Below are 24,931 nucleotides of genomic sequence, written 5' to 3' on the forward strand. Positions count from 1 at the left end.
CACCGCCCGCGGCCAAGGCGGTCGGCGAGCTTCCTGAACGACTCCTCCGACAGGCAGTGCTCCATGCGGCAGGCCTCCGCCGAGGCGGTCTCGGCGTCCACGCCGGACTCGGCGAGCAGCCGCTCGAAGAAGCGGTGCTTGGCGAGGGTGGCCTCGGCGAGGCGCCCGCCCTCATCGGTCAGCCGCACGTCGCGGCCGACCACCTCGGCGAGGCCCCTGCGCGCCAGGTTGCCGAGCGCCTTGGTCACGCTCGCCTTCGAGACGCCCAGCCGCTCGGCGATGTCCACGTTGCGGCACGACCCGCGCTCGGAACGGATACGCAGGATTGCCTCGAGGTAGTCCTCGGATGATTCGTTTCTGTTCATGCGGTTGCCTAAGAACCTATGGACCAGCGGGAGCTTGCGTTCTGAAGGTCGACCATGCGCCTGAAGAGCCCTCCAGCTTCCAGGAGGTCTTTCGGGCGGCCCTGCTCGAAAACCTTGCCGTCTTTGAGGACCACAACCTTGTCGGCGTTGAGGACCGTCCTCATCCTGTGCGCGATGACGAGCACCGTCTTTCCGGCCAAAAGTCTCGAAAGGGCCTCTTGCACCTGCGTTTCGTTCTCCACGTCGAGTGACGCGGTTGCCTCGTCGAGCAGCACGATGGGCGCGTCCTTGAGAAGCGCGCGGGCGATGCTGACGCGCTGGCGCTCTCCGCCAGACAGGAGGCTGCCGTTCTCGCCGATCGTCGTTTCATAGCCGTTCGGCATGAGCCTCACGAACTCGTCGCAGTTGGCCGCGCGGGCGGCGGCGAGCACCTCTTCGTCGCTTGCGTCCGACTTGCCGAGGCGGATGTTCTCCATCACCGTGTCGTCGAACAGGACCACGTCCTGGAACACCTGGGAATATTTGGAAAGAAGCACCTCTGGGTCGACGGTCGAGATGTCCACCCCACCGACCTCTATCGTGCCGCCGTCCGCATCCCACAGCCTCGCGGCGAGCTTCGCGCACGTTGATTTGCCGCCGCCCGACGGGCCGACGAGTGCTGTGACTTCACCCTCCGCAGCCACAAAGGAGACGTCGGAAAGAACAGGGGCCTCCTCGTCGCCGTAGGAGAACGACACGTTTTTGAAAGACACGTCGTAGCCCTTCGGGGAGAAGTCCTTCGAGCCCTGCTGGGCGGGCTCGTCCATGATCGCACGGATCCTTTCCAGCGACAGGCGGACACCGAGAAGCTCTGCAATCACCTCGAGCACGGCATTGATGGGGTCGTATATCCTCGTAACGACGAGAAGGAAGGCGAAGAACACCATGAAGTCGATCTGGCCTGAGGCGATGAGCACAGAGCCGATGAGGACGGTCGTCGCTATGCCCATCCTCATAACGGTCTGAGCCGATGCGACGAGGGCACCCGTGGTGAGCTCCGCGCCGATCTGTGATCGCTCGAAATCGTCGATTTTGCCGTGGAGCTTCTCAAGGAACGCAGCGGACCGGTTCGACGAGCGGATCTCCCGCGCGCACTCGATGAACTCCTGAACCCCGTCGCCAAGTGCAAGGCGGCATGCTGTTTCCTTCTTAGAGCCGGCCTGCTGCCTCTTCGCCGACCCGAGGACGATGGCCACCGCCACGGGCACTGCCCAAAGTGCGGCGAGCGCCAGCCTCCAGTCGAAAACGAGCAGGGCTGCTGCCACCAGCACGGTCGAGATTCCCGTCCCGAACAGCTGGGGCATGATGTGCTGGAACATGCGCTCCTGGTCGGAGCAGTCTTTCATGATCGAGGCAGTGAGGTCGGAGAGGTTCTTCCTCCCGAAAAACGAGAGCGGGAGCTCCCTGAGCCGTTCGGCGAGCGCGATTCGCTTGCGCGAGGACTCCTGGAACACGGTTCCGTAAGTCGCGCGGTATTCCGCCCATTGGGACAGATACATCGCCGCCAGGACCGCGACAATGGCGGCCAGGTATGGGCCCACGGACGGCAGCGGAGCCGCCGGGTTTTCGAGATGCGTCACGAACTCCCCTGTCACGAGGTAGAACACGCCCACCGGCGCCATGAGGACGAGGTTGGCGAGGGCGCAGAAGAAGACGCCCCTGCGGAAGTCGCGCGCGCCTTCCTCGCTCAAACCAAGCTTCTGTTGCAGCATTTAGACATCGCCCCTTTCGATCTTCCAGGACGTGGATTTCTGGTAGTCGTCCCACATGCGGGAGTAAACGCCGCCCGCATGCACCAGCTCTTCGTGGCGCCCGCGTTCGACGATACGGCCTCGGTCCACGACGCAGATTTCGTCCGCCCCGACAACGGTCGAAAGGCGGTGCGCGATCATGAGAACGGTTTTCCCGCAAGTGAGCTTGGAGAGCGCTTCCTGGATGAGAGACTCGTTCTCCGGGTCGGCGAAGGCGGTCGCCTCGTCGAGAACCACGATGGGGGCGTCCTTGAGGATGGCGCGCGCGAGGGCTATCCTCTGCCGCTCTCCGCCCGAAAGGTACACGCCGTCCGCGCCGACCACGGTCGCAAGGCCGTTGGGCATCTTCGCGACGATGTCCTCGCAGCGGGCGGCCCTGACCGCCTCCTCCACCTCTGCTCGGGTCGCATTCGGGCGGGAGGCCCTCACGTTGTCGAGGAGGCTTTCCTTGAACAGGTGCTCGTTCTGGAACACGAAGGCCACCAGGTCCATGACCGTCGATTGCTTCATGTCCCTCACGTCGATCCCGCCGATTGCCACGCTGCCTTCGTCGGCGTCCCAGAAGCGCGGCACCAGGCTGGCGATCGTCGTCTTGCCTCCCCCCGACGGCCCGACGAGTGCGACCGTCGACCCCTCGGGAACCGAAAGCGTCACGCGGTCGACCGCCCTCCTGTCGCTGTTGGGGTACGAGAACGACACGTCGCGCAGCTCGACGTCGAAGCGCTCGGGGCGCCCGTCGCCCGCCGAGCGCACTTCGGGCACGGAGAGGAGCTCCTCTATCCGCCTGATGGCGTCCGAGCCCATGGTGACCGCCTCGGACGCGTACATGACCTTGTTCATCATCGAGGTGGTCAGCGCCGAGAAGATCACGAAGAACAGGAAGTCCGTCAGGAACATCGGGAAATCGCCCGCAGAGGACGCCAGCAGAATTCCGGCGGGAACCAGCACGGCGAAGGTCGCGTTGATGGCGACGAGCTGGGCAAGACGAGGCTTCTCGCAGAGAAGGACGTATTTCGATGCGAACTCCGTGTAGCCGTCGATCGCCTGCTTGAACGCCCTGAACGAATTGACCGTCTGCTGGAACATCTTCACGACGGGAATGCCGCGCACGTACTCGGTGGCGGCCTTGTTCATCTTGGTCAGGGCATCCTGGTATTTCATCATGAACTGCATGTAGTCGGATTCCCCTCCGCGTCCGCCGCCCATGAGGAGCCACATGCAGATAAACGAGATCGCCACGGGGATCAGGCAGACGGCTCCCAAGGCCCAGTCGACCGCGAACATGACCGCCAGCAGTGCTATCGGCGAGACCAATGAGCCGACGAAATCGGGGAGAGTGTGGGCGAGGACGCCCTCGGTCTGGGCTGCGCAGCCGTCGATCACCCTGCTGATCTCGCCCGACGCGTGCGTGTCGTAGTATCCGAGGGGGACCTTTGCGAGATGGTCCAAGGACCTCCTCCTCATGTTCGCCGCCGCCCTGAACGCAGCAAGATGCGTGCACACCAGCGCGCAGAAGTAGACGACCACGCCCGCCGCCGCGAAGGCGAAGGCGAGCCAGCCCCACTTCGCCACCCCGGAAGCGGCGCCCCAGTCGGGCGCGACCGAGACGAGATCGCGTAGGACGAACCAAATGCACACGAGCGGCGCGATCGCAAGGACCGCGTTCAGAGCCGAGAGCAGGCACCCTGCGACGGCAAGGGCTTTTCTTCTTCCCGCGTAATCGAGCATTCGCGCGACGGGGCCGCGCTGTCTTCTTGACATCGATACCGCCTTTCCTCCGTTGTCCGAATTGTTTGTTAAACAGTGTATAACAAATCAATCGATAATATGTTGGTGCAAGTGAACTTTCTTGGAGAAGCTTCGGGCTGCTATAGTGGGGGCATGCAGTCACAGAGTTCACAAAGCAACAAAGCGCGCCGCAGAAAAGAGGGGCTTCCCGCAATCACGCCGGAAGCGATCTGCGACGCGGCCATCTCCCTTACGAAGGAGAAAGGGCTCGAAGGCTGGAGCATGCGCGACCTGGCAGCCGAGCTCGACGCGTACGTGCGCGTCATCTACTATCATGTCGGCGATCGCGACGCGGTGACCTCCCTCGTCATCGAGCGCGTCCTGTCCGAGGTCGCGATCCCCTCTGCTGCCTCTGGTTGGCGGGCATGGTTCGACGACCTGCTTCGTGGCCTGAGGGACGTGATGAGGAGATACCCGGGCGTCGCCAAGAGGTTCGCGCTGGTGGGTCCGGGCGGCCATGCGGCAAGGGCAATCGCCGAGACGGGCATCTCGCTTCTTCGGGAGGCCGGCTTCGGAGAGCTTTCGGTTCCCGCTTTCAGCCTGCTCCTCGAGCAGACGTGCCAGTTCGTGGCCCAGGAAGACGACCGCGACGCCCTTCCCAGTCTGAGAAAGAGCGCGGCGTCCGAGTATGCCGCTTGCGCCGGCGTCCCGGGAGGGATGGGCGACCTGAGCAAATCGGTCGCCCATGCAACAACTTCGGAAAGCTCGTTGCGGCGGTACTACGACGATTCGTTCGATTTCTTCCTCAGAACCGTCCTCGACGGCCTCGAGGTCAGGCTTTCAAACATGCGGGGCTGACCGCCCGGGTCGCAGCCTGCCCCTGCCCGACGGGGATCACGCTGTCGCACAGCGACGATGCCACGTCCGCCGAATGCGTGACGACGACGAGAGCGACCCCCTTCGACTCCCTGATTGTCGCGAGCAGGCGAAGGACCTCCTTCTGCGTCGCGACGTCCAAGGCCGAGGTCGATTCGTCGCATATGAGAACCGACGGCTCTTGGGCGAGGGCGCGCGCTATGGCGATCCGCTGCACCTGCCCGCCAGACAGCGAGGGGGTTTTCCTTTTCGCGAGGTCGGAGGAAAGGCCGACCGATTCGAGCAGTTCGGCGCACCGCTCCCTCCTCCGCTCCCTTTTCCACTCGGGATGGCGACGGGAGATTGCCCGCGAGAGCTGGAATCCGACGGTCAGCGCGGGATTCATGCTCGTCGAGGGGTCTTGCGGCACCACTTGAACGGAGAGGAGCTCTTCCACGGAGCGCCTCTCGAACCTGCGGTCGAGAGGCGCCAGAACGCCTCCGGCGCGCAAGGAGATCGACCCGGCTTTCGCCGGGGCGGTTCCGCTGATGGCTTTCACGAGGGTCGACTTTCCCGAACCGGACGGGCCCACGACCGCAACGCTGCCGCCTACGGGGAGGTCGAAATCGAGGTCCCTGACGGCGGTCTTTCCGTCCGGGGTCTCGACGGTGAGTCCCCTCAGCGACAGCGCGGCCTCGGCGTCCTTCTCGGTCTGCGGGGCCATCGCTCCGAGGGCAAGCGCCCCGACGAGCCTTTTGGCGCATTCCGATTTCGGGGAGGAAAGGACGTCGCCCATCGCTCCGCTTTCGACCACCGACCCAGCCTGCATGATATGCACGGACCTCGCGATCCTGCTAGCGAACGCGATGTCGTGGGTGATGACGAGAATGCTGGCTCCCGAAAAGGCGGCTCCGTCCCGCACGACCCGCACCACGTCGTCGATCGCCTCGGCGTCGAGTCCGGCAGTCGGCTCGTCGAGGATGACGAGCTCGGGATCCGACGCCATGGCCCTCGCTATCGCCACGCGGCGGCGTTGCCCTCCCGACAGGGCCGAAGGCCTCCTTTCAAGCACCCCTCCGACGCCTTCAAGGCCGACCTCGGCAAGAAGGGACATCTTGCGTTCGTCGTCTCCGTCGAACGCTTCTCCGAGCAGCTCCCTGACGGTCATATGCGGGGTCAGGGAGAGGGCCGGGTCCTGGGAGAGCCATGACACTTTGGAGCTTCTGTATTCGCGCAGCTCCCTTTCGGAGAGGGAGAACGGATCCCTCCCGCACACCGACACCGAGCCGCCCTTTTTCACCAGTCCGTTCCTGACGTGCCCCAAAAGCGCAAGCGCAAGGGTCGTCTTCCCCGATCCGGACTCTCCCACGATGGCGAACGCCTCTCCCTTTTCCAGAGACAGGGAAACCGCTTGCAGAACCGTCGACCCCGCGCGGGTGCAGACGGTCAGATCCCGCACCTGAGCGATGGGCTCGCCCTCCTGTTGCCCGAGCATCACGAACGCCCCTTTCCAATCCTGTCGATGAGCAGATTTCCTGACACGGTTATGCAAGCCAAAGCAATGCACGGCGCGATTGCCGCCCACGGGTTCAGCGAGAGTCCGTCGAGGCCGGACTGGATCATCGTCCCCCAGTCGGATGCGCTGCCGAGCGGATCGAACCCCATGAACGCGGCGCTCGACACGAGATAGACCGCGCTGATGAAGCGAAGGCCCGCATCGGTCGCGATGGGCAGCGCCACGCACGGCAGCACGTCGAACATAACGGTCTTCCAGAGCGGGTCGCCCGACAGCCGGGAGGACTCGACGAACCCCGACCTCAAAACAGGTCCCACCACCGAACGGGTGTAGCGCGCCGTGAAAGGGGCCGAGACGGCAATCGTGACGAGCACCATCGTGGCGACCCCGGACCCCAACCCGAAGACCAGGACCATCATGACGAGCACGGACGGCATCACCACGAACAGGTCGGCCACTGCGGAAAGGGCCGTCTTCGGAATACCCTTTCCGGCGAGCGCTATGCCCCATGCGACGCCGACGACGGTGGACGCGATGGTCGACAGGACCGAGACCCCGAGAAGCTGCGCCCCTCCGTGCAGGAGGCGCGCGAAGACGTCCCTGCCGAGGCTGTCGGTACCGAGAGGGTGGCCTGTCCCTGGCGGAGAGAAGCTCGCCCCGAACGTGGACGACCCGTCTGCCGGGATTAGACAGCCGACCAGTGCGAACAGAACCGAGCCCGCAAACAGCGCTGCCAGGAGGACGGTTCCCGCCCTCCCTCTTCCTCTAGGCATCGTTTTCACCCTCCTTCAGCAACGCGTCCGCCAGCCAGTACGCGACAAGCGAAACGGAAACCATGACGAGCGTGCACGCCATGAGGACGTTGGGCTCCCTGTTCTGGACGGCGCTCACCATAAGCGTCCCGATTCCGGGAAAGTTGAACACGCACTCCACGATCACGGCGCCCCCGATCAGGTACGGGACCACCGAGGCGAGCGCTTGGGCTATGGGCGCCGCGCACGACGGCAGAAGATGCCTGAGCACCACCCTTCGCTCGGGAACGCCTGCGAGGCGCGCCGCCTCGATATACGGCTCGGCGTTCTCCCTGGCGACAACCGCCCGCACGGGCCTGATCACGGAGCTCATGCCGACGAGCGCTATCGATGCCGTCGGCAGCACGAAGATTTCGGGAGCGGAGAACGCGCTGGCTCCGACGGGGGCGAGGGACACGGCCGGGAGAACCTTCAGGCACGTGGCGAATACAAGCACCAAGACAAGCGCCACTACAAACTCGGGCATTGACCGCACGATCAGGGCCCCAGTGCTCACCGCGCGATCAGACGCCCTTCCGGAGCGCAGTCCCGCCAACACGCCCAAGCCGGTTCCCGCGATCGCGACCGCCAGGAACGCGAGGCAGAACATCGCGGCCGTTCTCGAAAGCGGGCCGATGAGGGCATCCGCCACGGGGCGGCCCGTGGCGAACACCTCGCCGAGGTCCCCCGAAGCCGCTCCGGTAAGCCATGAGGCGAACCGTTCGATGAGGGGAAGATCGAGCCCCCACTCGTGCATGAGAGCCTGTATCTGCTCGGTCGTGCCCGTGAACCCCAGCTGCTGTGTCGCGGCGTTTCCCGGAAGCAGGTCGAGGGCGCAAAACACCAGGAAGCACGCGGCCAGAAGATACACCGCGAATTTCAGGATCACCATCGCCGCCCGCGCGGCACGGGCGGCGATTCTTCCTCTTGGCCTCGGCATCCCTACGCCATCGAGGCTTTTGCGAACAAGGGGACGGATTGGGTGATCCCAACCCCGGAGACGCCTTCGATATGCGCCGAGAGCTCGTAGGCGTAGCCCCACATGACCTCGGAGCCCCGCTCCCATAGAATCTGCTGTGCCTGGTCGTAGATCTCCGTGCGCTCAGCTTCGCCACCTGTCTGGGACGCCTGCGTGAGCAGGGCGTTGTACTCCTCGTCGGCCCACTGGCTGAAGTTGTAGGGGCTCGTGGCTCCCGTGTCCATGTAGGCGCGGGCGGCGTACGGGCGGTTGATGAGGTAGGTCGCGAAAACCTGCGTGTCGTAGATCGGCTGCATGTCGGTGAAGATGTTTGCGGGATCGACCTCCGTGACGTTGAGCGCGACGCCTGCTTTCTCCATCTGCTGGGCGAGCATGTCGACGGAGTCCTTGATGCCTGGAACGAGCTCGGATGTGAGGACGTCGAGGGAGGTGATGTCCTTGTCGCGGAACACCTGCGCCGCCGATTCGAAGTCGAGAGAGCGCTGCTCGATGGCGTCGTTGTACCCGGGAAGGCCCTTGCCGATGACATCGTTGCCGACTTCGCCCTCGCCCCGGAATATCGTCTCGACCATCGCCTCGCGGTCGACGATCGCCTTGAACGCGGTGCGAACCTCCTCGTCGTCGAAGGGGGCTTTGGTCGCGTTCAGACAGAACTTGTACACCGACGAATGAGCCACGCCGCCGGACATCACGGCGAGGCCCTCGGCCCCTTCGATGGTCGCCACGTCGGTCGAAGAGATCTGGTGGGCGAAGTCGATCTGCCCGCCGGTGAGCGCGGTGACGCGCGACGAGGACTCCATCATCGGGAAGAGCTCGATTCGGTCGATCTCGGGCGCACCGCCCCAGTAGCCTTCGAACGCCTCTATCACGGTGCCGGAGTCAGGATCGAACGAGACGAGCTTGTAAGGGCCAGACCCCAGGTCCTCCACGTCGAACTGATCGGCGGTGGTGCCGTTCGGGAAAATGGTCGAGATCGGGGCGAGGGCCTCCTCGACGAACGTCGCCTGGGGCTGCGTCAGCCTGATCGTCACCGTGCGGTCGCCGTCGGAGACGGAGCTATCCCAGTCGACGTACATGTACCCCATCATGCCGTTGGGAGAGGTCGACAGGTACTGGAGGCTGTAGAGGACGTCGTCCGCGGTGAGCGGGTCCCCGTTGTGGAACGTGACCCCCTCTTTGATGACGATGGTCCATTCGGTTCCGTCATCGTTGGTGGTTATCTCGTCGGCAAGCTGGTAGGTCATCTCCTCTCCCTCCATGAGCACAAGGGAATCAAAGATGTTGAGGTACACGGCAAAGGGAAGCATGGCGCCGTTCGCCATCGAGGGGTCGATGGTGTCCGTGGAGCCCCCGGCGATGCCGACGCGCAGAACCCTCTCACCGCCTCCTTGCTCTGTGCCGCCTTGCTCGGCTGTTTGCCCCGAGCATGCCGACAGCACGCCGCCCGCACCGAACGCCAGCGCAAGACCTCCCATCAGCTTGACGCAGTCGCGACGAGAAATCGCGACACCTGTTTGACTTCCGTTGGTTTCTGGCATTGTCGCCCCTTTCCTCTATCCAAAAAATTGTTATACATCGTATAACTAGCAATATGATAGCCGTATCTAACTTTTTTGGCAAGATTCAGTCTTACGGAGTCGGGACGTTCGGCTGCCTTGCATGTCACTATTCCCTCGCCGAGAGAGGGGGTGATTCTATGCAGGACGTAAGGAACGCCGTCGGCAAGCTCGTCTGCCGTGCCGACGGGAAGTCGCATCGCGTCGAAATCGTGCGCAAGGGGCAGCTTACTGTTGTCTCGTTCGGACGCAACGGGTCCGTACGCGTGACCAACGCGTCGAAGCAGTAAAAGAGACAGCCAATTAAAACCGAATACCCGCCGATCCGCCAGACGGACAGGAGCCAAGCGCCCTGCCCGTCTTTTTTCGCACTTCGGTCGGCCGCCGCTCCTGCGGGCCGAACCCGAAGGAGCGAACATGACACGGTTCTATGAGAGAGGAAATGTGGACGAGGCGCGGGGAGAGTACCGCATCGTGGTGGGGACGCCCGACGGCAAGCGGGTCGAGATTGACCTGCCGCGCCGCGTGTTCGAGGAGATTGAGGAGCTTCAGCGCGAGTTCTGGCGCACGGAGCGCCGCGAGGCCAGGCACTCCCTGAGTCTGGCCTCAATGGACGAAGCTGCCTTCTCCGAGAGCAATCCCGAGAAGGACCCGGAACGCGTCCTCGTCGAGCGCCTCGAGTCGGAGGCGCTGCTCCGGGCGTTCCAACAGATACCAGCCGTGCAGCGCAGGCGGTTCCTGCTGAGGCACCTGGTCGGAATGCCGACGGCGAGGATAGCCGAGATCGAAGGATGCTCTGACCGCGCGGTGCGCCGCAGCATCGGGCTCGCGCGGGAGAACCTGAGGGAGATTCTCTCGTCCGACATTTAGCCCTGTTTCCCCGGAGGGGGTTCCGAGCCGCGCGCCCGCCTGTCCGTCTTTATGAGGGCGGCACGCCCTTCGCGAACCTTGACATCTCCATACCCGCCCGCCCTGGAAAGGGCAAGAGCGCGCCACGCGATGAGGGTCCTCGCGGGCGGGCGGGAGCCGCGAAGGCGGCGTTTCACGGCTGCGGGTCGGACGAACCCGGCCCGCAGCCGCTTACATAACCGACCCAGGAGGTGCCCTATGAGCGAACATCCTCGCAGGGGCGATGTGTTCCTCGCGTTTCTCGACCCCGTGATCGGATGCGAGCAGGGAGGCACGCGCCCCGTCCTCATCGTCCAGAACGACGCCGGCAATAAACGCAGCAGAACCGTTATAGTCGCCGCGATAACCAGCAAGCCGAAGCGCGCGCTGCCGACGCATGTCCCCGTTCCCGCAGTCGCCGGGCTGAGGGAGGAGTCCGTCGTGCTCCTCGAACAATTGAAGACCATCGACAAGGCGCGCCTGAGGGCGTATATCGGCCATATGGGGCAAAGCCAGATGGAAAAGGTGGACTCTGCGCTTGCAGTGAGCCTCGGAATCAAAGGGGCCGGGGACGGCTTCATGCTGCTGACGCTTTGCCGAAAGTGCCATCAAGCGTTCTGCGATTCCGGCGACTACCTGGTGTACCGTTCCGACTTCCGGCAGGAAGAGCGCGAACCCTGCACCATCTGCAATACAAGAACGGGCTACGACTACAAGGTGGTAAAGAGGTGACGGAGGATCGCGGCTTGAAATCGTTTGATGCGGAGGCACACGGATGTACGGTACATGTGCATTTTCGAGAGAAGCGAAAGAGCGAAACGTGCATCCCTCAAGTCACGGCATTTCTTCTCGACGCGATTGCTCAGCCATCGCAGGCCCGACAGCCGAAATCGCACAATTGCGAGAAGGAAGCACGTGATTTACGATCAGCCGCCGGATAGGGATTCCTTATCCGGCGAAACTTGAAAACAGCAAAGTGGCGTAACGCTGTCCTGAAAGGATGGCTTTTGCATGAAACGCGTATACTGCCTGTATCGGGTGTCCACGAAAGGACAAGTCGAGAAAGATGACATCCCGATGCAAAAGCAGGCGTGCCACGAATTCGTGGCCGAACAGTCGGACTGGCATATCGAAAAGGAGTTTTCCGAAAAAGGAGTGTCAGGCTTCAAAATTGCGGCAAAAGACCGTGATGCCATTCAAGATCTTCAGAAAGCTGCCGTCGAAAAAAAGTTCGACGTGCTGCTTGTTTTCATGTTCGACCGCATCGGTAGAAAAGAGGACGAGACCCCCTTCGTCGTGGAGTGGTTTGTCCGTCAAGGGGTCGAAGTGTGGAGCGTAAAAGAAGGCCAGCAGAGGTTTGACACCCATGTCGATAAGCTGCTCAACTACATTCGGTTTTGGCAGGCATCGGGCGAGAGCATCAAGACCTCCATCAGAACAAGAACCCGGATGGAACAGCTTGTAAAGGAGGGACATTTCAAAGGGGGGACAGCGCCTTATGGCTATCGCCTCGTTCACAAGGGTCGCGTCAACAAACGCGGGCACGAGGTATTTGATCTCGAGATCGACGAGTACGAGTCCACGGTCGTCCGTAGGATTTTCCATCTTCACACCGCCTACGGAATGGGCCCTCAAACCCTCTCTCGACGCCTTACGGAGGACGGCGTTCTCAACCGTGCAGGAAGGAACTTCGTCGCGCCCTCGATACGCAACATCCTAACGAATCCAATTTATAAAGGCGTTCTTCGTTTTGGGGAAACACTTTCCGAGCCTTTCGAGCACCTGAAAATCATCGACGATGAAACGTTCCGCCTCTCGCAAGAGCTGATGGAGCAACGATCGCGAAACAGAGAAGAGCTGAGGCGTGTTCCGAGGCGCCTCGCGAAAAACTGCCTCTTGGTTGGAAACATCTTCTGTGGTCACTGCGGAGGACGGCTTGTCACCTCGACGGCGGGAACAAGATACCAAAGAGCCAACGGAGAGGAAGTCTATCGGCGCTGGTGGCGATACCTGTGCTACAACCGAGTTCGTCACAAGGGAGAATGCTGCGGACAGACTGGCTACTCCGCAGAACGAATCGACGAAGCCGTAAGGGAAAGCATACGAAAGCTGCTCGATGGGCTTAAAAAGATTCCCATGCAGACCGTCGTGGAGAGGCGCTACGGATTGGCGGTGGACGATCTGGAAAAGCGACTCAACGAAGCACGGCGCATCGAGGCAAAAAGCGAACGGGGAATCAAAGCCTTGAAGGCCGAGCTTGCCCCCGCTCTTATGGGGGAAAGCAAATTCGACCCCGATCTCCTTGGGGATGCCATACAAGCCGCCCAAGTCGAACTAGACGAAGCAAGGCGGTTGGTCAACAACCTCGAAAACGAGCTTGCAGATACGGAGACGATAATCCGCACGCTCGAAAGGCAGCATAGTCGTTTGGTAAGCCTCTCTGAGCTATTCGACGGCTGCGATCTCGATGCCCAAAGAATGGTTATCAGCCAACTGGTCGATGGCGTATATGTCTCATCTGGATACCAGATTGAACTAAGGCTCAACGTCACGTTGGAGCAATACGTAGAATGCATGGACGAAGCAAGAGCAGGAGGTGAGAAAACGACAATGGTACTGACCGCATGATTGCCGACAGGCACATTGATCATTCTTGATTCCGAAAATAAAAAACGGTCGTCAGTTATCGCCGACGACCGTATTGAGTTTGGTGGAGCATAGGGGGATCGAACCCCTGACCTCGGCATTGCGAACGCCGCGCTCTCCCAGCTGAGCTAATGCCCCATATTCAAATGTCAAACGCGCTCAGCAATTGTACATTTCCCTGCTTGGGATGGAAAGTGCTTATCGTATAACTACTATTAGCACTCCCAGCTGAGCTACATCCCCACGGGTTATGTGCGCTCTCGCGCGGGGAACTATTTTGCCGGTAATGGAAGCGTTTGTCAAATGGGGATTCGAAATGTTCATAGAACGTGCGGGTTGCTGGCAGATGCTAGACACCTCTGCCCCCTTCCGCAGGATCGAAGTCGTCATCATCGTCGATGTACTTCAAAATGTCGCCCGGCTCGCATTCGAGAACTTTGCAGATTGCATTGAGCGTTGAGAAGCGGATGGCCTTGATCTTGCCTGTCTTTATGCGCGACATGTTCACGTTGGTGATGCCAACTTTATCAGCGAGATCATTGAGCGACATGTTGCGGTCGGCCATGACGCGGTCCAGATGGAGAATGATGGACATCGCCGACGCCTAAAGGGTTTCGTCCGAAAATTCTTGCAGAAGGACGCCATATTTGAATACGAAAGAGAAAGCGTAAACTACAGCTGCAGCTATGAAAGGCGTGAAGTTAACAGTTACTATTGCACTGTTTGTAGAAATATAGCCTGAATTGATTATGTCAATTTGCATAACCGCCACGGCGTTGGTCGCAACCATGTCTAGAATCGCATAAAGTAGAAGCAAAGCTGCTATTATCCTCAAACGCTTTACTTGCGACATGGCGAAAGGAGTCTCTCCTTTCGCCGTATTGGAAAAAATACTTATGAATACGACAAAAAGTGACGCGATGATAAAGCCGTAAGCAAGATAAAGCAGAATGCTGAAGAAACTAATTCTGCCATCCTGGGCAATAACAAGACCGGGATTAAACATCGACAAAAGCATCGCACCTACAACAAGTATCCAATAAATACATATTAACCCGAAGACCACTTTTAAACCCACGCTTATGCAGTTGCAAATTTTCCTAGTTTTTTGAAGAGAGTTATTAGCTTCCTCAAGCTCAACATCAAGCATACGTCCACCTAAAATAGTCCGTTTATCAACTACGACAACTATATATCAGCATAAAAAGCCCCTCTCGTTTGAAAGGGGCTTTCGAAGAACCAAAAAAATGACTAGAGGCCAGGAGCGAAGCATATCCCACCTGCAATACCGATGTATGGGCAAACCCCTCGCGAATCGTCCTCACTGTAGAACAGCATATTACGCACCTCCTCTCTTGTTCTCTATTGCGGCTTTCATGGCCGCTCCTAAACGGTCGTAGAACTCTAGGGTCATCGCGCAGTAGGAGTCGGGCGACTCCAGACTGCCCGATGCGAACAGCGAGCGGGCTCGGCAGCCTCCCCCGCAGATTCGCTCGTAACGGCACGTGGCGCAGCCCTCGAAGTTGGCGGCATCCAGGGCGCGGCACCGTGCGGATACCTCGCTTTCCAGCGCCTCCGCAAGCGTGCCGGCGAAGACGTTGCCCATCGCCAGCTCGGGGCGGTGAAGCATATGGCACGGGTAGACGGTGCCGTCGGCGGCGATGCTCACGCCGCGATAGCCGGCGCCGCAGTTCCTCTTCACCGTGAGGTTCAGGCCCACGGGGGCATCCATGAGGGCGAGCGGCTTGCCGCCGTCCAGCGTGAGGATGCTCGCGCCCAGCTTCCGGAGAGCCTCCTCGTCGGGCAGCAGGGCGGCCAGCTCGTCGTCGGGCGCGCACGTGAGCAGGCTGAAGTTCAAAGTGGCGCCCAGGTCTTTCGACAGGCGGACGTAATCGGCCAAATCGTCGATGTTGCGCTTGTGCACCGTGGGAATGATGTGCGCCTGGATGCCGGCGGCCTGAACGGCCTTGACCGCGGCCACCAGCTCGTCGAAGCGCTGCTCTTCCCGGATATAGGCGGGGGCTGATGCCGAGCTGCCGTCGAACGAGATGGATACGCAGTCGACATTCGGCGCGAGCGCGGCCAGAGCCTCATCGGCAAGGCAGGTGCCGTTCGAGAGCACGGTGACGGACTTGATGCCGCAGGTGCGCTTGGCGTAGGCCACGATGTCGGGCAGGTCGTCGCGCAGGAACGGCTCACCGCCCGAGATGATGAGCGTGGCAAGGCCGGCGGCGGCCAGCTCGTCGAGGGCACGCTCGATGGCTTCCAGCGGGGCATCTGGCAGGCAGTTGCGCTGGTCGTCATACGAGTAGCAGCCCACACAGTTCAAGTTGCAACGCTGCGTGACGTGCAGGTAGGCGGACACCACGGCGTCGGCGGGCTTCTCGTCGCTGAAGAAACCGCCGCGAACCAGATGCTCGAGCAGAGCCGCATCGACGGCGGCTACATCTTCTTCGGGCACGTCTTCCTCAAACAAGCGCGCGCAAACAGCAGCCCCTTCCTGAGTGAGGCCAATCGCGTAACCTGTGTCAAGGGACCCCACCATGGGTATCCCTGCGAAATCGAACGACACCACCTTTTCGGCGAACCTCAACGCAGACTCCTCACCGCGTCCCTCCCGTACAGAGTACATACTATACACCTTCAAACGGACAACCTGAACGCAAGAGGTAAGAAACAAGGAAACAAGATTATCCCCTCCATTAGTGTAATCTTATGGTTACATTCGCAATTACCATTCTCCATCTGGGAAAACAATCTAATTTAAGTCGCCAAGAAAAAGACCTCAATTTAATGTTTTGCGATAAAATACGACAGGCAGGCAGAAGCCGACGAGCACCCTTTCGGCAGGAAAGCTGACCACAGTGAATATCAACCAGTTGGAGTATTTTGTAGCAACCGTGCGGCATGGCAGTTTCTCGTCAGCCGCAAAAGAGCTCTTCGTCGCTCCGCAAACCGTCTCGAAAGCAGTCAACGACCTCGAGCGAGAGCTTCGCGTCAGCCTATATGAGCGAACGAAACGAAGCATCGAGCCAACCCCGTTCGGGCAGATGCTCTCGGCGCGTGCCTCGGAGATACTCTCGCGCTTGGCCGAACTCGAATCCCTCGCAAAGAACCAGGCATCCTCGCAGACCGAGGAAGGGTCGGCCACTTTCGCCATCGCTTGCTCTCCATGCCGGGGAAACGCATTGCTCCCGAGCGATTTCAAACCTTTCGACGAAGCGCATCCGCACATCAGGCTCGAACGAACCTTCCATCCGAGCGGAGTGTGCCTTGCCGCCCTCGAAGAGGGCGTGGTGGATGCGGCCATCGTCACAGGGCGCGTGACGAAGCCCGGAATCGAGTGCGTGCATTTGCTGTCGTCTTCCCTCAGCCTCGTGGTCTCGCAAAACCATCCTCTCGCCGATCGAAGCAGCGTCGCCCTCGACGAACTGCATGGCACACCGATCGCGGAACCCGAGGATTTGCGTTACTGCCGCAGCGTCATCGCCATACGCCTGATGGCAAAGGGAGTCGATCCGGATTTCGTCATCTTGCCGCCTTACGTTGCAAGCCATCGAGCGTTCCTCGAAGACGAGATGGGCGCATTCTTCGCCATGAACGACCCCACCCTCGCCGCACTTTACCCTAAAGCCGTCGTGCTCCCCGTCGCCCCCGAGGACCCCGTGTCCATTCCGCTGTGCCTGGCATACGCGCAAAACAGCGACAACCGCGTACTGGCTACTGTCGAAAGCTACCTGATCAACCTGGCCGCGCGCATGCGCAAGCGGGGCCGATGACCGCCCAAGCCCCGCTACCCCGACATCTCGCGCGCCGCGGACCGAGTAGAAAGGAAACCGTATGGGCACCTTCCCCGATCACGAGCTGAACGCCCGCCTCGCCGAACTGTCGAAGATCGCGAGCAACCTGTTCGAACATGCGAGCATCACCGGAACCGTGCGGATCGAGCGCGAGGAAGTGCTGCGCGTCATCGCCGAGCAGTCCGAACACGCCCGCAAGCGAATCTCGCGACCGAGAAGGTAGCGGAGCGGACACCGGGATAGAAACCGCCAAAAATCGACTCAACGCATGCGTTCTGCGCCGTTCGCCGATGCAGGAGAGAGGACTGTGAGAAACGATCCTCGAGCCCGACGCGAGGAAGGCCCCTCCCACCGGCCACGGTAGGCGCGATGCCCCTCCTCCCTCGCGCGGCGAGCTCGCCGCGCGAGTGGCGGATGCTTGCCTTATACTAGGAGCATGAACGACCAGACGGCATACGACGACCCCATCCCTCTCGAGAGCTCGCACGAGACCCGCGGACCCGACGACGCGGGCATGTCGACGCATCTGTTCTACGCGTTCAATACCGTTGTCACGCTGCAAGCCTATGGCGATCCCGCGCAGTGCTCTGCCGCCTTCGATGCCGCCCGTGCCGCATGCCGCACCTTCGAACGGCGGCTCTCGCGCACACTCCCGCACTCCGACATCGCGCGCCTCAACTCGGCTGCAGGAGAAGCCGTGACCGTGCATCCCGACACTGCGAAGCTGTTGCGGGAGGCGTTGCGCTACTGCGCCGACAGCGAGGGCCGCTTCGACATCACCATGGGCGCAGCTGTGCGGCTGTGGAACTTCCACGAGGGGACCATCCCCGATCGCAAGGACCTCAACGAGGCGCTTGCGCACGTGAACTGGCGCATGGTGGAGGTATGGAACGAGGAAGGCCATGCGAACGCTTCGGCAAAACGGCCCGTTGGGCCTTGCTGGTTCGCACGCATCCGCGATCCGGAAGCCGCCGTCGACGTGGGCGGCATCGCGAAGGGATGGATCGCCGATCAGCTTTCCGCGCTCATGAGCGCGTACGGCCTGGCCTCTTTCGTCGTGAACCTGGGCGGCAACGTGATGGCGCACGGCTCGAAGCCCGACGGCTCGCCGTGGCGCATCGGGCTTCAGGATCCGCGACGCAAAGACGGCATCGTAGGCGCAGTGGCGATCCGCGACGCCTCGGCCGTGACGAGCGGCGTGTACGAACGCTGTTTCGAACGCGACGGACGCTTCTACCACCACATCCTCGATCCGCATGACGGGTTCCCCGTGCGAACAGACGTCGCCGGGGCCACCGCGGTGGCCCGCCGCTCTATCGACGCTGAGGGCTACTCGACCACGCTCGTGGCGCTCGGCATGGAACGCGGTATCGCGTTCGCCCGCTCCCATCCCGCCATCCTGCGCGCCTTTTTCGTGGACGCCGACGGAAAAGTGCACGAAGCGTAACCCCCCCCCCTTTTTTTTTCCATACGGCACCCCGTCCTAGCGGCGCAACGCGGCGCCGAATCCGTTCGCTTCGCAAGCCGGCCCGAAGCTCGGACGCAGAGACATCCTGCCGCCAGCATGCGCCACCCCGCAGAACCGATCCGATCATGCGGACGCGCTTGCCGCATGGCTCCCGCCCCATGCCGTGCGACATCGTTCGGACAGGCGGGCATCCCGGGTTATACCGCGGGTTACGAAAATAACCGCGTTTCCCGCATCGGGCCGATGCGCGCTCTCCCCCCGCTGTCGCATGATGCAGGCCGCGTTGCCGCCGAAGATGCGCCGGCCGTCGCCCAGACGGCGCTCCGAGGCACCTTCGACGCAGCCAGAGCGACCACCGTTTCGAGGAAGGGGACATCATGTCAAGAACGAATGTAACACGCCGCGATCTGATCAAGCTCGGAGGGCTTGCCGCCGCAGGCGCGCTCGGCGCTACGGCACTTGCCAGCTGCGCACCGTCCACACCCGAGGAGGCCGCCAAAGCGGCAGACAAGACGGGAAGCCTAGAGGGTGTGCCCGCATTCTTGCAGGCACCCGAGCCCATCACGGAGTTCGCCGAAACAAAGGAGTACGATGTCGTGGTCGTGGGCGCAGGGGAGTCGGGCCTGTCGGCCGTCCATGCGGCGCTCGAGGCGGGCGCGAAAGTGGCGTGCATGCAGAACATCAGCACCGTGCAGACGGCGGGCAATATGGCCGCGGCGCTCGATCTGGACAAAACGAGCGAAGCCGGCCTGAAAGCATGCCTGTCCTTCGTCAATTACAAAAGCGACTGGCGCTCGAACCCCGACCTCGTTGAAGTGTGGGCCCGCAACTCGCAGGAAGCGCTCGCGTGGTGGGAAGCCGCAGCAGCCGAGGGCGGCGTCGAATCGAAGCCCTACGACTACAGCATCACCTACAACGGCTACGAGTTCTTCCTGCATGCGAACACGTACTTCCATGTGGACGGCGCGCACCAAACAGCGGCCAAGGTCATCGGCGAGGCGCTGATCGCAGAAGGAGCCGACTTCATCTTCAACACACCGTGCGTGCAGCTGCACAAGGAAGGCGATCGCGTAGCCGGCGCCATCGGCCGAAACGCCGACACCGACGAATACATACTCGCGAAAGCCTCGAAGGGCGTCATCTTGGCCACGGGAGATTACGTGGGCAACCGAGAGATGCTCGATTTCTGGGCACCCGACACCAAAGGGCTGCATCAGGCCGTCGAGTTCCGCGACGGCAGCGGCCTGTGCGCCGGCATGTGGGCGGGCGCGCAGATGACCGCCCCCTGCCACACGAAAATGGTCCACGGAGAGGCGGCCTCCGTGCGCTTCGAGATGCCGTTCCTGTTTCTCGACCGCCACGGCGAACGCTTCATGGACGAGGGATGCTGCCGCATGGGCTACCTCAACGAATTCAGCAAAAAGTACCTGGCGGAAGCGGCATTCGAAGACTCCACCGCAACGAAGTTCTTCAGCATCGTGCCCGCAAACTGGCAGGACTACTACGAGCAATGGGACGCGCTCGCACCCTACGACATCGCCACGAACAACGCCTACCGCACGGTCGACCCCGAAAGCTGGATCAAGGCCGACACGCTCGAAGAGCTTGCGCAAGCGATGATCGACTACGCCGACGAGCAGCCATGGAGCCACGAGCTGACCGTAGATGCCATCGTCTCCTCAATCGAACGCTACAACGAGCTGGTGGCGAAAGGCGCCGACGACGACTTCGGCAAGCGGCCCGAGTACCTCGCGCCCATCGAGGCCCCGTGTTACGCAGTGCCACGCGGAGCGAACAACATCGACGCCATGCTCGACGGGCTGGAGGTCGACGGCAACTACCAGTGCCTCGACGCTAATCGCACGCCCATCGAGGGCCTTTTCGCCGTCGGCAACGCCTCCGGCCCCTTCTTCGGCGGCGCCAACTATCCCATGGATATCGAAGGCCTCTCCATCGGCCGCGCCATCACGACGGGATTTGCCACCGGACGCTACGTGGCCGGACTCTAAATACCGGGCAAGCCCCGCCCTCCCCGAGCGCCATCGCGTGAAGGGCGCGCCCTCCCCGCGCGCCCTTCACGCATCCCGCACCTTGCCGCCGTGACGCCCATGCGCAGCACGTCACGGCGAAGCGCCGCTTCGACCGACCGAAGCGTCCCTCCGACCCGCCTTCACGCGCGCCCTGCGCAAGTCGCAACGGGAACCGCGCAGAAGACGCTATACTGTCGGTCGAAGAAGGAGGGCCCGTGAAACGAATCGACCATCTCGAGCAGATGATCCCCTACATGTTCGCGCATGGCTGCGCTCGCGCGTGGCTCACCCTCCTGTTTGCCGAGCCCGCCGTCGCGACGCTTTCCCCCTTCGACCCGCACGTTCCATTCGATTACTCATTCGCGCTCGCAGGCGTGGGCGTCGCGCTCGCAGCCCGAAGGATCGTCCCATTGCAGGAAGGCCGATGGGCCAAGCCGCTCGCGTTCGCCCTGTGCGCAGGCGCGTCGGCCTGCATGCTGGCCGCTTCGCGCTCGCCCGAGCTAGCCACGCCCCTCGCCCTCGTGGGCGCGGTGGCAGGCGGAGCGGGCTTTCTGCTGATCGTCCTTCTGAACGCCGAGGCGCTCGTACCGCTCAGCCTCATGCGCATCCTTTTGTATCAGGCGGCCTCGATGCTCGTGGCCGTGCCTCTGTCCTATCTCTGCCAAGGACTCGATCAACCACGGCTCGCACTCGCCCTGTTCGCACTGCCCGCCATCGCGGTGCCGTGCGTGTCGTTCGCCTACCGAACGACACCGGAGGCCGAACGGCCGCGCAGCACTTGGCCGCGCTTCACGTTCCCCTGGAAGCCCATCGCGCTGTTCGCACTCTACTCGTTCGCCTACGGCCTGCGCGAACAGCAGCTGCTGTCGGTGAACGGCGCGGGTATGCACTCGTCCCTGTCCACGGCGCTCGCATCGGGAGCAATCGTCGCGGTGCTCCTCCTTGCACGACGCCTGCCGCTTGGCGCGCTGTACCGTTCCCCGTTGCTTTTGATGGTGTGCGGGTTTCTGCTCGTCCCCCTGGAGGGACTCGTCGGAAAGGTCGCCTCGAGCTACCTCATCTCGATGGGATACACGCTCATGGGCCTTTTGCTGGGGCTTCTGCTGTACGACCTGGCAAAGCGCATGGGGATCGCCATCGTTGTGCTCATGGGCGCTGAAAAGGCAACGTACCTGCTCGTCATCTGGGGAGGCGACTGCGCCTCGCTTTTGCCCGCATCGCCGCTCTCAACCCAGACGCAGGAAATCGTGCTCATGGTCGCAGTCGTCATGCTCGTGTTGGCGGGAACGCTCATCCTGCTTTCGGAGAGGGATCTCTCATCGCGGTGGGGCATTCGCCTCCTCGGAACGGACGACCTCGCCGAAGAGGGACGACGCGCCGAACTTGTGGCGGCGCGCTGCGACGAAATCGCTCGCCAGTGCCGTCTGTCGCCGCGCGAGGACGAGATACTCCGCCTTTTAGCCAGAGGCACCTCGAACCAAGCCATCGAACGCGAACTGTTCATCGCGAACGGCACGCTGAAGGCCCATATCCAGCATATCTACGCGAAAACGGGCGTGCACAGCCGCAAGGAATTGCTCGCGCTGTTCGAAGAACCGAAAGCGGCCGAAGAGCCGTAGGAGGCGACGGCGCATGATCGGAGCCGCCACGGAGCGGCTTGGCAACCGCGAGGCCCGCGACCAGGCTCGTCGAAGGCGGAAGGAAACGGCGGCATCCCGAAGGGTTCGCCATCCCGGCATCGCATTCGGCGAATGAAACCCATCTCGCCCGCAAAAGCCCGCTTCGGCTGCATGCCGCAGCCGCTGCCGTGGCAAAGAGCGGCGGCAAAAGGGCCCGGCAGAAAGCCCGCCCTCGCACGCTCGCGCGAATGCCATGCGCCCGCACGCCCCCAGAGCGTGTCGTCATGCGAAAAGCGCACTACAACCCCGGGACGCCCCGTCTTCGGCGCGCCCTGAGGCTGCCCCCCTTCGCTCGCAGAGCTCAGGGCGGGTTCAAAGGCAAAGCGGGCGAGCCTGGCAGACGGCTCGATGCAGAAAGGTCGCCGGCGCATCCCGCGTCGAGCGCGAAAAGCCCGGCGGAATGCGCGCGCAGAACGGGCAGCCGCCGTCAAGCCCTCCGCAAAAGAACGGGGTTCTTCTGGCGGACTTAGCCGCGCCGCAGCTAAGAGAGGACCTTCTCCTCCTCGTCGGAAGCGACCGAGCTTTCGTCTGCCAGCATGCCTTCGGCATCGGGGACGAAAGGCTCAAACAGCGGCTCGCCGTTCTGGGACAGCTCAACCATGCCAGTGAGCACATCGACGTACTGGTAGGACTGGCGCGCCGTGCGACCGCGCTTGCGGTCGACCTCCATAATGAACAGCTGGGGATGCACCTGCGTGAGCACGCCCTCGTTCTCGACGATCTTCGAACGTCCCATGTTGGCGCGCACTTTCAGGCGTTGACCGACGAAGTCGTGTAACGTATCATGGATGGAGTCGACGATTTTTGCCTGCTTCGCTAAATCCATGCTCACTCTTTCTCGCGTATGCTGCGTACACAAATAACAGCGTGGAATTATACCACCTCGGTCAATACTCTACAGAATCCGCACAGTCCGTTTCCGGAATCGTATCAATTCCCCATCGGCCACGATGCCGACCGCCCCATATGAGCCGGAGGCGACGACACCCCGCGCGGAAGGAGACGGATGGGCGCAAAAAGGATGCTCGCTCGAAAGCCGCGGGGAAACACGGCAGGCAGGAGGAAAGGGATCGCAAAGGCCGTGCCCGCGTGAAGAAGCGAAAAGGGAAGGAGAAGCGCCAGCACAGGAAGGCAGAAGCTGCGCCCACGTGCCCCTGCTGCTCGAAGGGCTGCCCCCTCTCGAAGCCGAAATGCGGCAAGGGAAAGGCGATCCGCGCGAAGATGACGCGAAAGGCTTAGGCACGTCGAGGGACGATTCATCCTCCTTCGACGCGCATCCTCCCCTGCTACCGATCATGGACCGGCCGACGGGCGCTCAGGCAAGGCTCCTATAGGCGGCCCCCAGGCGGACGAACTCGTCGAGGGAGAGCGTCTCGCCCCTTCGCGCAGGATCGACGTCCGCGCACTCGAACAGCCGCGGAAGCGCGGCGGCGATGCGCGCGCCTTCCCTCCCCCGCCCGGCGAAGTAGGTTCTGCAGGAGTTCGCGAGCGTCTTGCGCCGCGTGGCGAACGCAGCATCGGCCATGACGCAGGCGGCCTTGAGGGCGGCTTCACCGAGCGGGTCGCCCGCGCCGTCGCTCAGAGGGCGGCGATCCAGGCGCACGACAGCGCTCTCAACGCGCGGCGGAGGGAAGAAGTTGCCGGGGCCGACGGAGAAGCGCCCGACCGGCTCGGCGTAGAGGCGCAGCTTCACCGTGTACGCCCCGTAGTTTTTGGAACCCGGATCGGCGGCCATGCGGTCGGCCACCTCCTTCTGCACCATCACCGTCGCGCTCTCCATGCCGGGGAACCGTTCGAAGCAGTCGAGCACCACGGTGGCGGCCACGGCGTAAGGCAGGTTCGCCACGAGCTTGGTCGGCGAGAACGGCAGATCGGCGGCGGTCAGATCGAGCGCGTCCTTCTCCACGAGCGTGAAGCGGTCGGCCCATGGGGCCAGCGTCTCGGCAAGCACGGCGGGCAGATCCGCATCGCGCTCGACGGACGCGACGCGGCCCGCGCGCTTCAGCAGCGCGACGGTGAGCGTTCCGATGCCGGGGCCGACCTCCAGCACCTCGTCTTCGGGCGCAAGCTCGGCCAATGCGACGATCTTGCGCAAGATCGCATCGTTGACGAGGAAGTTCTGGCCGAGCGAGTACTTCGTGGAAAGGCCGTGCGCCTCGAGGACCGCGCGCGTGGCCGAAGGGCTGGCCAACGGAGAGAGCCGATCCATCACGCCTCCTTCGTCGACGAGCCAAGGCGGGGACGCACGCCGTCGGGACCTGCGCACGTGTACGCCGAGGCGGGGTGCACGCGCCCGCCGGACAGCGGGTCTGCTCCTGCAGGAAGCGCTCCATCAGCAGAAATGCGCCCCACCCAGTCGTGCACGTCTGCAAGCGCGAAGCCCGCCACCGAAAGCGCCGAGCGCACCTCGCCCACCAACGGGCCGAAGCCGTGCGGGTCGCCGCCCTCGCCCACCACATGCAAATGCGCTGGGCGCTTCGGCTTTGCGCGCCAGTTGGCGTGGAAGTAGGGCTGCAGACGGTCGAGGAACGATTTGAGCTGGGCCGGCGCACCGGCGAAGTACACAGGCGACACGAGCGCGAGCTCGTCGCACTCGTTCAGCAACCGCCGCACGCGCGCCATGTCGTCGGCGATGATGCAGTACAGCTCGTCGCGGCCGATGTTGGAGGCGCATGCGTCGCAACCCGTGCAGGGAGCGATGCGCACGTCGGACAACCGCACGACGTCCACGCGATCAGCGGGAAACGCGCGCTCGTACGAGAGGCGCACCGCCTCCGACAAACCTGCGCTGCGGCCACGGGCGCGAGGCGATCCGCAGATGACAAGACGGTTCGTCATGG

At 62.4% G+C, this 24,931-nt stretch carries 23 protein-coding genes and 1 tRNA gene; 10 read left to right on the forward strand and 14 right to left on the reverse strand.

Annotation, left to right across the window (positions count from 1 at the left end):
* The 3 genes from B5F40_RS12125 to B5F40_RS12135 form a co-directional block, all read right to left on the reverse strand.
* The coding region (locus tag B5F40_RS12125) for a metal-dependent transcriptional regulator (protein ID WP_140396499.1) at positions 1-365 on the reverse strand (365 nt) is incomplete at its 3' end.
* An 8-nt stretch (positions 366-373) separates the two neighbouring features.
* The gene (locus tag B5F40_RS12130) at positions 374-2,116 is read right to left on the reverse strand and encodes an ABC transporter ATP-binding protein (protein ID WP_087194549.1); all 1,743 of its coding nucleotides are present in this window, start codon (positions 2,114-2,116) and stop codon (positions 374-376) included.
* Positions 2,117-3,916: an ABC transporter ATP-binding protein gene (locus B5F40_RS12135; protein ID WP_087194550.1), complete on the reverse strand. Its 1,800-nt coding sequence runs from the start codon at positions 3,914-3,916 to the stop codon at positions 2,117-2,119.
* Positions 3,917-4,165: 249 nt separating this feature from the next.
* Here B5F40_RS12135 and B5F40_RS12140 point away from each other — a divergent pair, with 249 nt between their 5' ends.
* Positions 4,166-4,741, forward strand: a complete 576-nt coding sequence (locus B5F40_RS12140; RefSeq protein ID WP_238386146.1) for a TetR/AcrR family transcriptional regulator C-terminal domain-containing protein — start codon at positions 4,166-4,168, stop codon at positions 4,739-4,741.
* Here B5F40_RS12140 and B5F40_RS12145 read toward each other — a convergent pair.
* Genes B5F40_RS12145 through B5F40_RS12160 form a run of 4 tightly spaced genes read right to left on the reverse strand, consistent with a single transcriptional unit; the run spans position 4,716 to position 9,562 of the window.
* On the reverse strand, positions 4,716-6,233 hold the full coding sequence (locus B5F40_RS12145; protein WP_087194552.1) for an ABC transporter ATP-binding protein: 1,518 nt from the start codon (positions 6,231-6,233) through the stop codon (positions 4,716-4,718). The two genes, B5F40_RS12140 and B5F40_RS12145, sit on opposite strands and share 26 nt — an antisense overlap.
* On the reverse strand, positions 6,233-7,027 hold the full coding sequence (locus B5F40_RS12150; protein WP_087194553.1) for an ABC transporter permease: 795 nt from the start codon (positions 7,025-7,027) through the stop codon (positions 6,233-6,235). The genes B5F40_RS12145 and B5F40_RS12150 overlap by 1 nt, the downstream gene beginning before the upstream one ends.
* The gene (locus B5F40_RS12155) at positions 7,020-7,985 is read right to left on the reverse strand and encodes an ABC transporter permease (protein WP_087194554.1); all 966 of its coding nucleotides are present in this window, start codon (positions 7,983-7,985) and stop codon (positions 7,020-7,022) included. The genes B5F40_RS12150 and B5F40_RS12155 overlap by 8 nt, the downstream gene beginning before the upstream one ends.
* A 2-nt stretch (positions 7,986-7,987) precedes the next feature.
* Positions 7,988-9,562 carry an ABC transporter substrate-binding protein gene (locus B5F40_RS12160; RefSeq protein ID WP_087194555.1) on the reverse strand — a complete coding sequence of 525 codons (1,575 nt, stop codon included), beginning with the start codon at positions 9,560-9,562 and terminating at the stop codon, positions 7,988-7,990.
* Positions 9,563-9,720: 158 nt separating this feature from the next.
* On the opposite strand from B5F40_RS12160, the gene B5F40_RS16420 reads away from it, so the two are divergent.
* The 4 genes from B5F40_RS16420 (at position 9,721) to B5F40_RS12175 (ending at position 13,096) form a co-directional block, all read left to right on the forward strand.
* On the forward strand, positions 9,721-9,870 hold the full coding sequence (locus tag B5F40_RS16420) for a hypothetical protein (protein WP_166521700.1): 150 nt from the start codon (positions 9,721-9,723) through the stop codon (positions 9,868-9,870).
* A 127-nt stretch (positions 9,871-9,997) separates the two neighbouring features.
* Complete coding sequence (locus tag B5F40_RS12165) at positions 9,998-10,450, forward strand: RNA polymerase sigma factor (protein WP_087194556.1); 453 nt, start codon at positions 9,998-10,000, stop codon at positions 10,448-10,450.
* A gap of 237 nt (positions 10,451-10,687) precedes the next feature.
* Complete coding sequence (locus B5F40_RS12170; RefSeq protein WP_087194557.1) at positions 10,688-11,200, forward strand: type II toxin-antitoxin system PemK/MazF family toxin; 513 nt, start codon at positions 10,688-10,690, stop codon at positions 11,198-11,200.
* A gap of 279 nt (positions 11,201-11,479) precedes the next feature.
* The gene (locus tag B5F40_RS12175; RefSeq protein WP_087194558.1) at positions 11,480-13,096 is read left to right on the forward strand and encodes a recombinase family protein; all 1,617 of its coding nucleotides are present in this window, start codon (positions 11,480-11,482) and stop codon (positions 13,094-13,096) included.
* A gap of 80 nt (positions 13,097-13,176) precedes the next feature.
* Here B5F40_RS12175 and B5F40_RS12180 read toward each other — a convergent pair.
* The 4 genes from B5F40_RS12180 to B5F40_RS12195 form a co-directional block, all read right to left on the reverse strand.
* Positions 13,177-13,252, reverse strand: a tRNA-Ala gene (locus tag B5F40_RS12180).
* Between the two features lie 211 nt (positions 13,253-13,463).
* Entirely contained in the window at positions 13,464-13,709 is a 246-nt protein-coding gene (locus B5F40_RS12185) for a helix-turn-helix domain-containing protein (protein WP_087194559.1), read from the reverse strand.
* Positions 13,710-13,718: 9 nt separating this feature from the next.
* Positions 13,719-14,264 (reverse strand): DUF2975 domain-containing protein, encoded by a 546-nt coding sequence (locus B5F40_RS12190; RefSeq protein WP_087194560.1) that lies wholly within the window; start codon positions 14,262-14,264, stop codon positions 13,719-13,721.
* Between the two features lie 189 nt (positions 14,265-14,453).
* Entirely contained in the window at positions 14,454-15,746 is a 1,293-nt protein-coding gene (locus B5F40_RS12195; protein ID WP_239443040.1) for a radical SAM/SPASM domain-containing protein, read from the reverse strand.
* 232 nt (positions 15,747-15,978) lie between these two features.
* On the opposite strand from B5F40_RS12195, the gene B5F40_RS12200 reads away from it, so the two are divergent.
* From B5F40_RS12200 to B5F40_RS12220, 5 genes are all read left to right on the forward strand, one after another.
* Complete coding sequence (locus B5F40_RS12200) at positions 15,979-16,893, forward strand: LysR substrate-binding domain-containing protein (RefSeq protein ID WP_087194561.1); 915 nt, start codon at positions 15,979-15,981, stop codon at positions 16,891-16,893.
* A gap of 61 nt (positions 16,894-16,954) precedes the next feature.
* Positions 16,955-17,137, forward strand: a complete 183-nt coding sequence (locus B5F40_RS12205; RefSeq protein ID WP_087194562.1) for a hypothetical protein — start codon at positions 16,955-16,957, stop codon at positions 17,135-17,137.
* A 213-nt stretch (positions 17,138-17,350) separates the two neighbouring features.
* On the forward strand, positions 17,351-18,361 hold the full coding sequence (locus tag B5F40_RS12210; protein ID WP_087194563.1) for an FAD:protein FMN transferase: 1,011 nt from the start codon (positions 17,351-17,353) through the stop codon (positions 18,359-18,361).
* A gap of 398 nt (positions 18,362-18,759) precedes the next feature.
* On the forward strand, positions 18,760-20,391 hold the full coding sequence (locus B5F40_RS12215) for an FAD-binding protein (RefSeq protein ID WP_087194564.1): 1,632 nt from the start codon (positions 18,760-18,762) through the stop codon (positions 20,389-20,391).
* 236 nt (positions 20,392-20,627) lie between these two features.
* Positions 20,628-22,031 carry a response regulator transcription factor gene (locus B5F40_RS12220; protein ID WP_087194565.1) on the forward strand — a complete coding sequence of 468 codons (1,404 nt, stop codon included), beginning with the start codon at positions 20,628-20,630 and terminating at the stop codon, positions 22,029-22,031.
* A gap of 541 nt (positions 22,032-22,572) precedes the next feature.
* On the opposite strand, the gene B5F40_RS12225 is transcribed toward B5F40_RS12220, so the two are convergent.
* From B5F40_RS12225 to B5F40_RS12235, 3 genes are all read right to left on the reverse strand, one after another.
* Positions 22,573-22,917 (reverse strand): Veg family protein, encoded by a 345-nt coding sequence (locus B5F40_RS12225; protein ID WP_087194566.1) that lies wholly within the window; start codon positions 22,915-22,917, stop codon positions 22,573-22,575.
* Positions 22,918-23,406: 489 nt separating this feature from the next.
* Positions 23,407-24,300: a 16S rRNA (adenine(1518)-N(6)/adenine(1519)-N(6))-dimethyltransferase RsmA gene (gene rsmA / locus B5F40_RS12230; RefSeq protein WP_087194567.1), complete on the reverse strand. Its 894-nt coding sequence runs from the start codon at positions 24,298-24,300 to the stop codon at positions 23,407-23,409.
* Positions 24,300-24,929, reverse strand: a complete 630-nt coding sequence (locus B5F40_RS12235) for a flavodoxin family protein (protein WP_087194591.1) — start codon at positions 24,927-24,929, stop codon at positions 24,300-24,302. Before B5F40_RS12235 ends, rsmA begins: the two co-directional genes overlap by 1 nt.
* Positions 24,930-24,931: the final 2 nt, after the last annotated feature.

Source organism: Gordonibacter sp. An230, assembly GCF_002159915.1.
Taxonomy (GTDB): domain Bacteria; phylum Actinomycetota; class Coriobacteriia; order Coriobacteriales; family Eggerthellaceae; genus Rubneribacter.

Coding starts and splice junctions, on each gene's coding strand:
- B5F40_RS12155 (WP_087194554.1), bottom strand. CDS start 7,985: ATGCCGAGGCCAAGAGGAAGAATCGCCGCCCGTGCCGCGCGGGCGGCG.
- B5F40_RS12210 (WP_087194563.1), top strand. CDS start 17,351: ATGAACGACCAGACGGCATACGACGACCCCATCCCTCTCGAGAGCTCG.
- B5F40_RS16420 (WP_166521700.1), top strand. CDS start 9,721: ATGCAGGACGTAAGGAACGCCGTCGGCAAGCTCGTCTGCCGTGCCGAC.
- B5F40_RS12150 (WP_087194553.1), bottom strand. CDS start 7,027: ATGCCTAGAGGAAGAGGGAGGGCGGGAACCGTCCTCCTGGCAGCGCTG.
- B5F40_RS12130 (WP_087194549.1), bottom strand. CDS start 2,116: ATGCTGCAACAGAAGCTTGGTTTGAGCGAGGAAGGCGCGCGCGACTTC.
- B5F40_RS12140 (WP_238386146.1), top strand. CDS start 4,166: ATGCGCGACCTGGCAGCCGAGCTCGACGCGTACGTGCGCGTCATCTAC.
- B5F40_RS12175 (WP_087194558.1), top strand. CDS start 11,480: ATGAAACGCGTATACTGCCTGTATCGGGTGTCCACGAAAGGACAAGTC.
- B5F40_RS12195 (WP_239443040.1), bottom strand. CDS start 15,746: ATGTACTCTGTACGGGAGGGACGCGGTGAGGAGTCTGCGTTGAGGTTC.
- B5F40_RS12205 (WP_087194562.1), top strand. CDS start 16,955: ATGGGCACCTTCCCCGATCACGAGCTGAACGCCCGCCTCGCCGAACTG.
- B5F40_RS12145 (WP_087194552.1), bottom strand. CDS start 6,233: ATGCTCGGGCAACAGGAGGGCGAGCCCATCGCTCAGGTGCGGGATCTG.
- B5F40_RS12135 (WP_087194550.1), bottom strand. CDS start 3,916: ATGTCAAGAAGACAGCGCGGCCCCGTCGCGCGAATGCTCGATTACGCG.
- B5F40_RS12160 (WP_087194555.1), bottom strand. CDS start 9,562: ATGCCAGAAACCAACGGAAGTCAAACAGGTGTCGCGATTTCTCGTCGC.
- rsmA (WP_087194567.1), bottom strand. CDS start 24,300: ATGGATCGGCTCTCTCCGTTGGCCAGCCCTTCGGCCACGCGCGCGGTC.
- B5F40_RS12190 (WP_087194560.1), bottom strand. CDS start 14,264: ATGCTTGATGTTGAGCTTGAGGAAGCTAATAACTCTCTTCAAAAAACT.
- B5F40_RS12215 (WP_087194564.1), top strand. CDS start 18,760: ATGTCAAGAACGAATGTAACACGCCGCGATCTGATCAAGCTCGGAGGG.
- B5F40_RS12185 (WP_087194559.1), bottom strand. CDS start 13,709: ATGTCCATCATTCTCCATCTGGACCGCGTCATGGCCGACCGCAACATG.
- B5F40_RS12170 (WP_087194557.1), top strand. CDS start 10,688: ATGAGCGAACATCCTCGCAGGGGCGATGTGTTCCTCGCGTTTCTCGAC.
- B5F40_RS12235 (WP_087194591.1), bottom strand. CDS start 24,929: ATGACGAACCGTCTTGTCATCTGCGGATCGCCTCGCGCCCGTGGCCGC.
- B5F40_RS12225 (WP_087194566.1), bottom strand. CDS start 22,917: ATGGATTTAGCGAAGCAGGCAAAAATCGTCGACTCCATCCATGATACG.
- B5F40_RS12165 (WP_087194556.1), top strand. CDS start 9,998: ATGACACGGTTCTATGAGAGAGGAAATGTGGACGAGGCGCGGGGAGAG.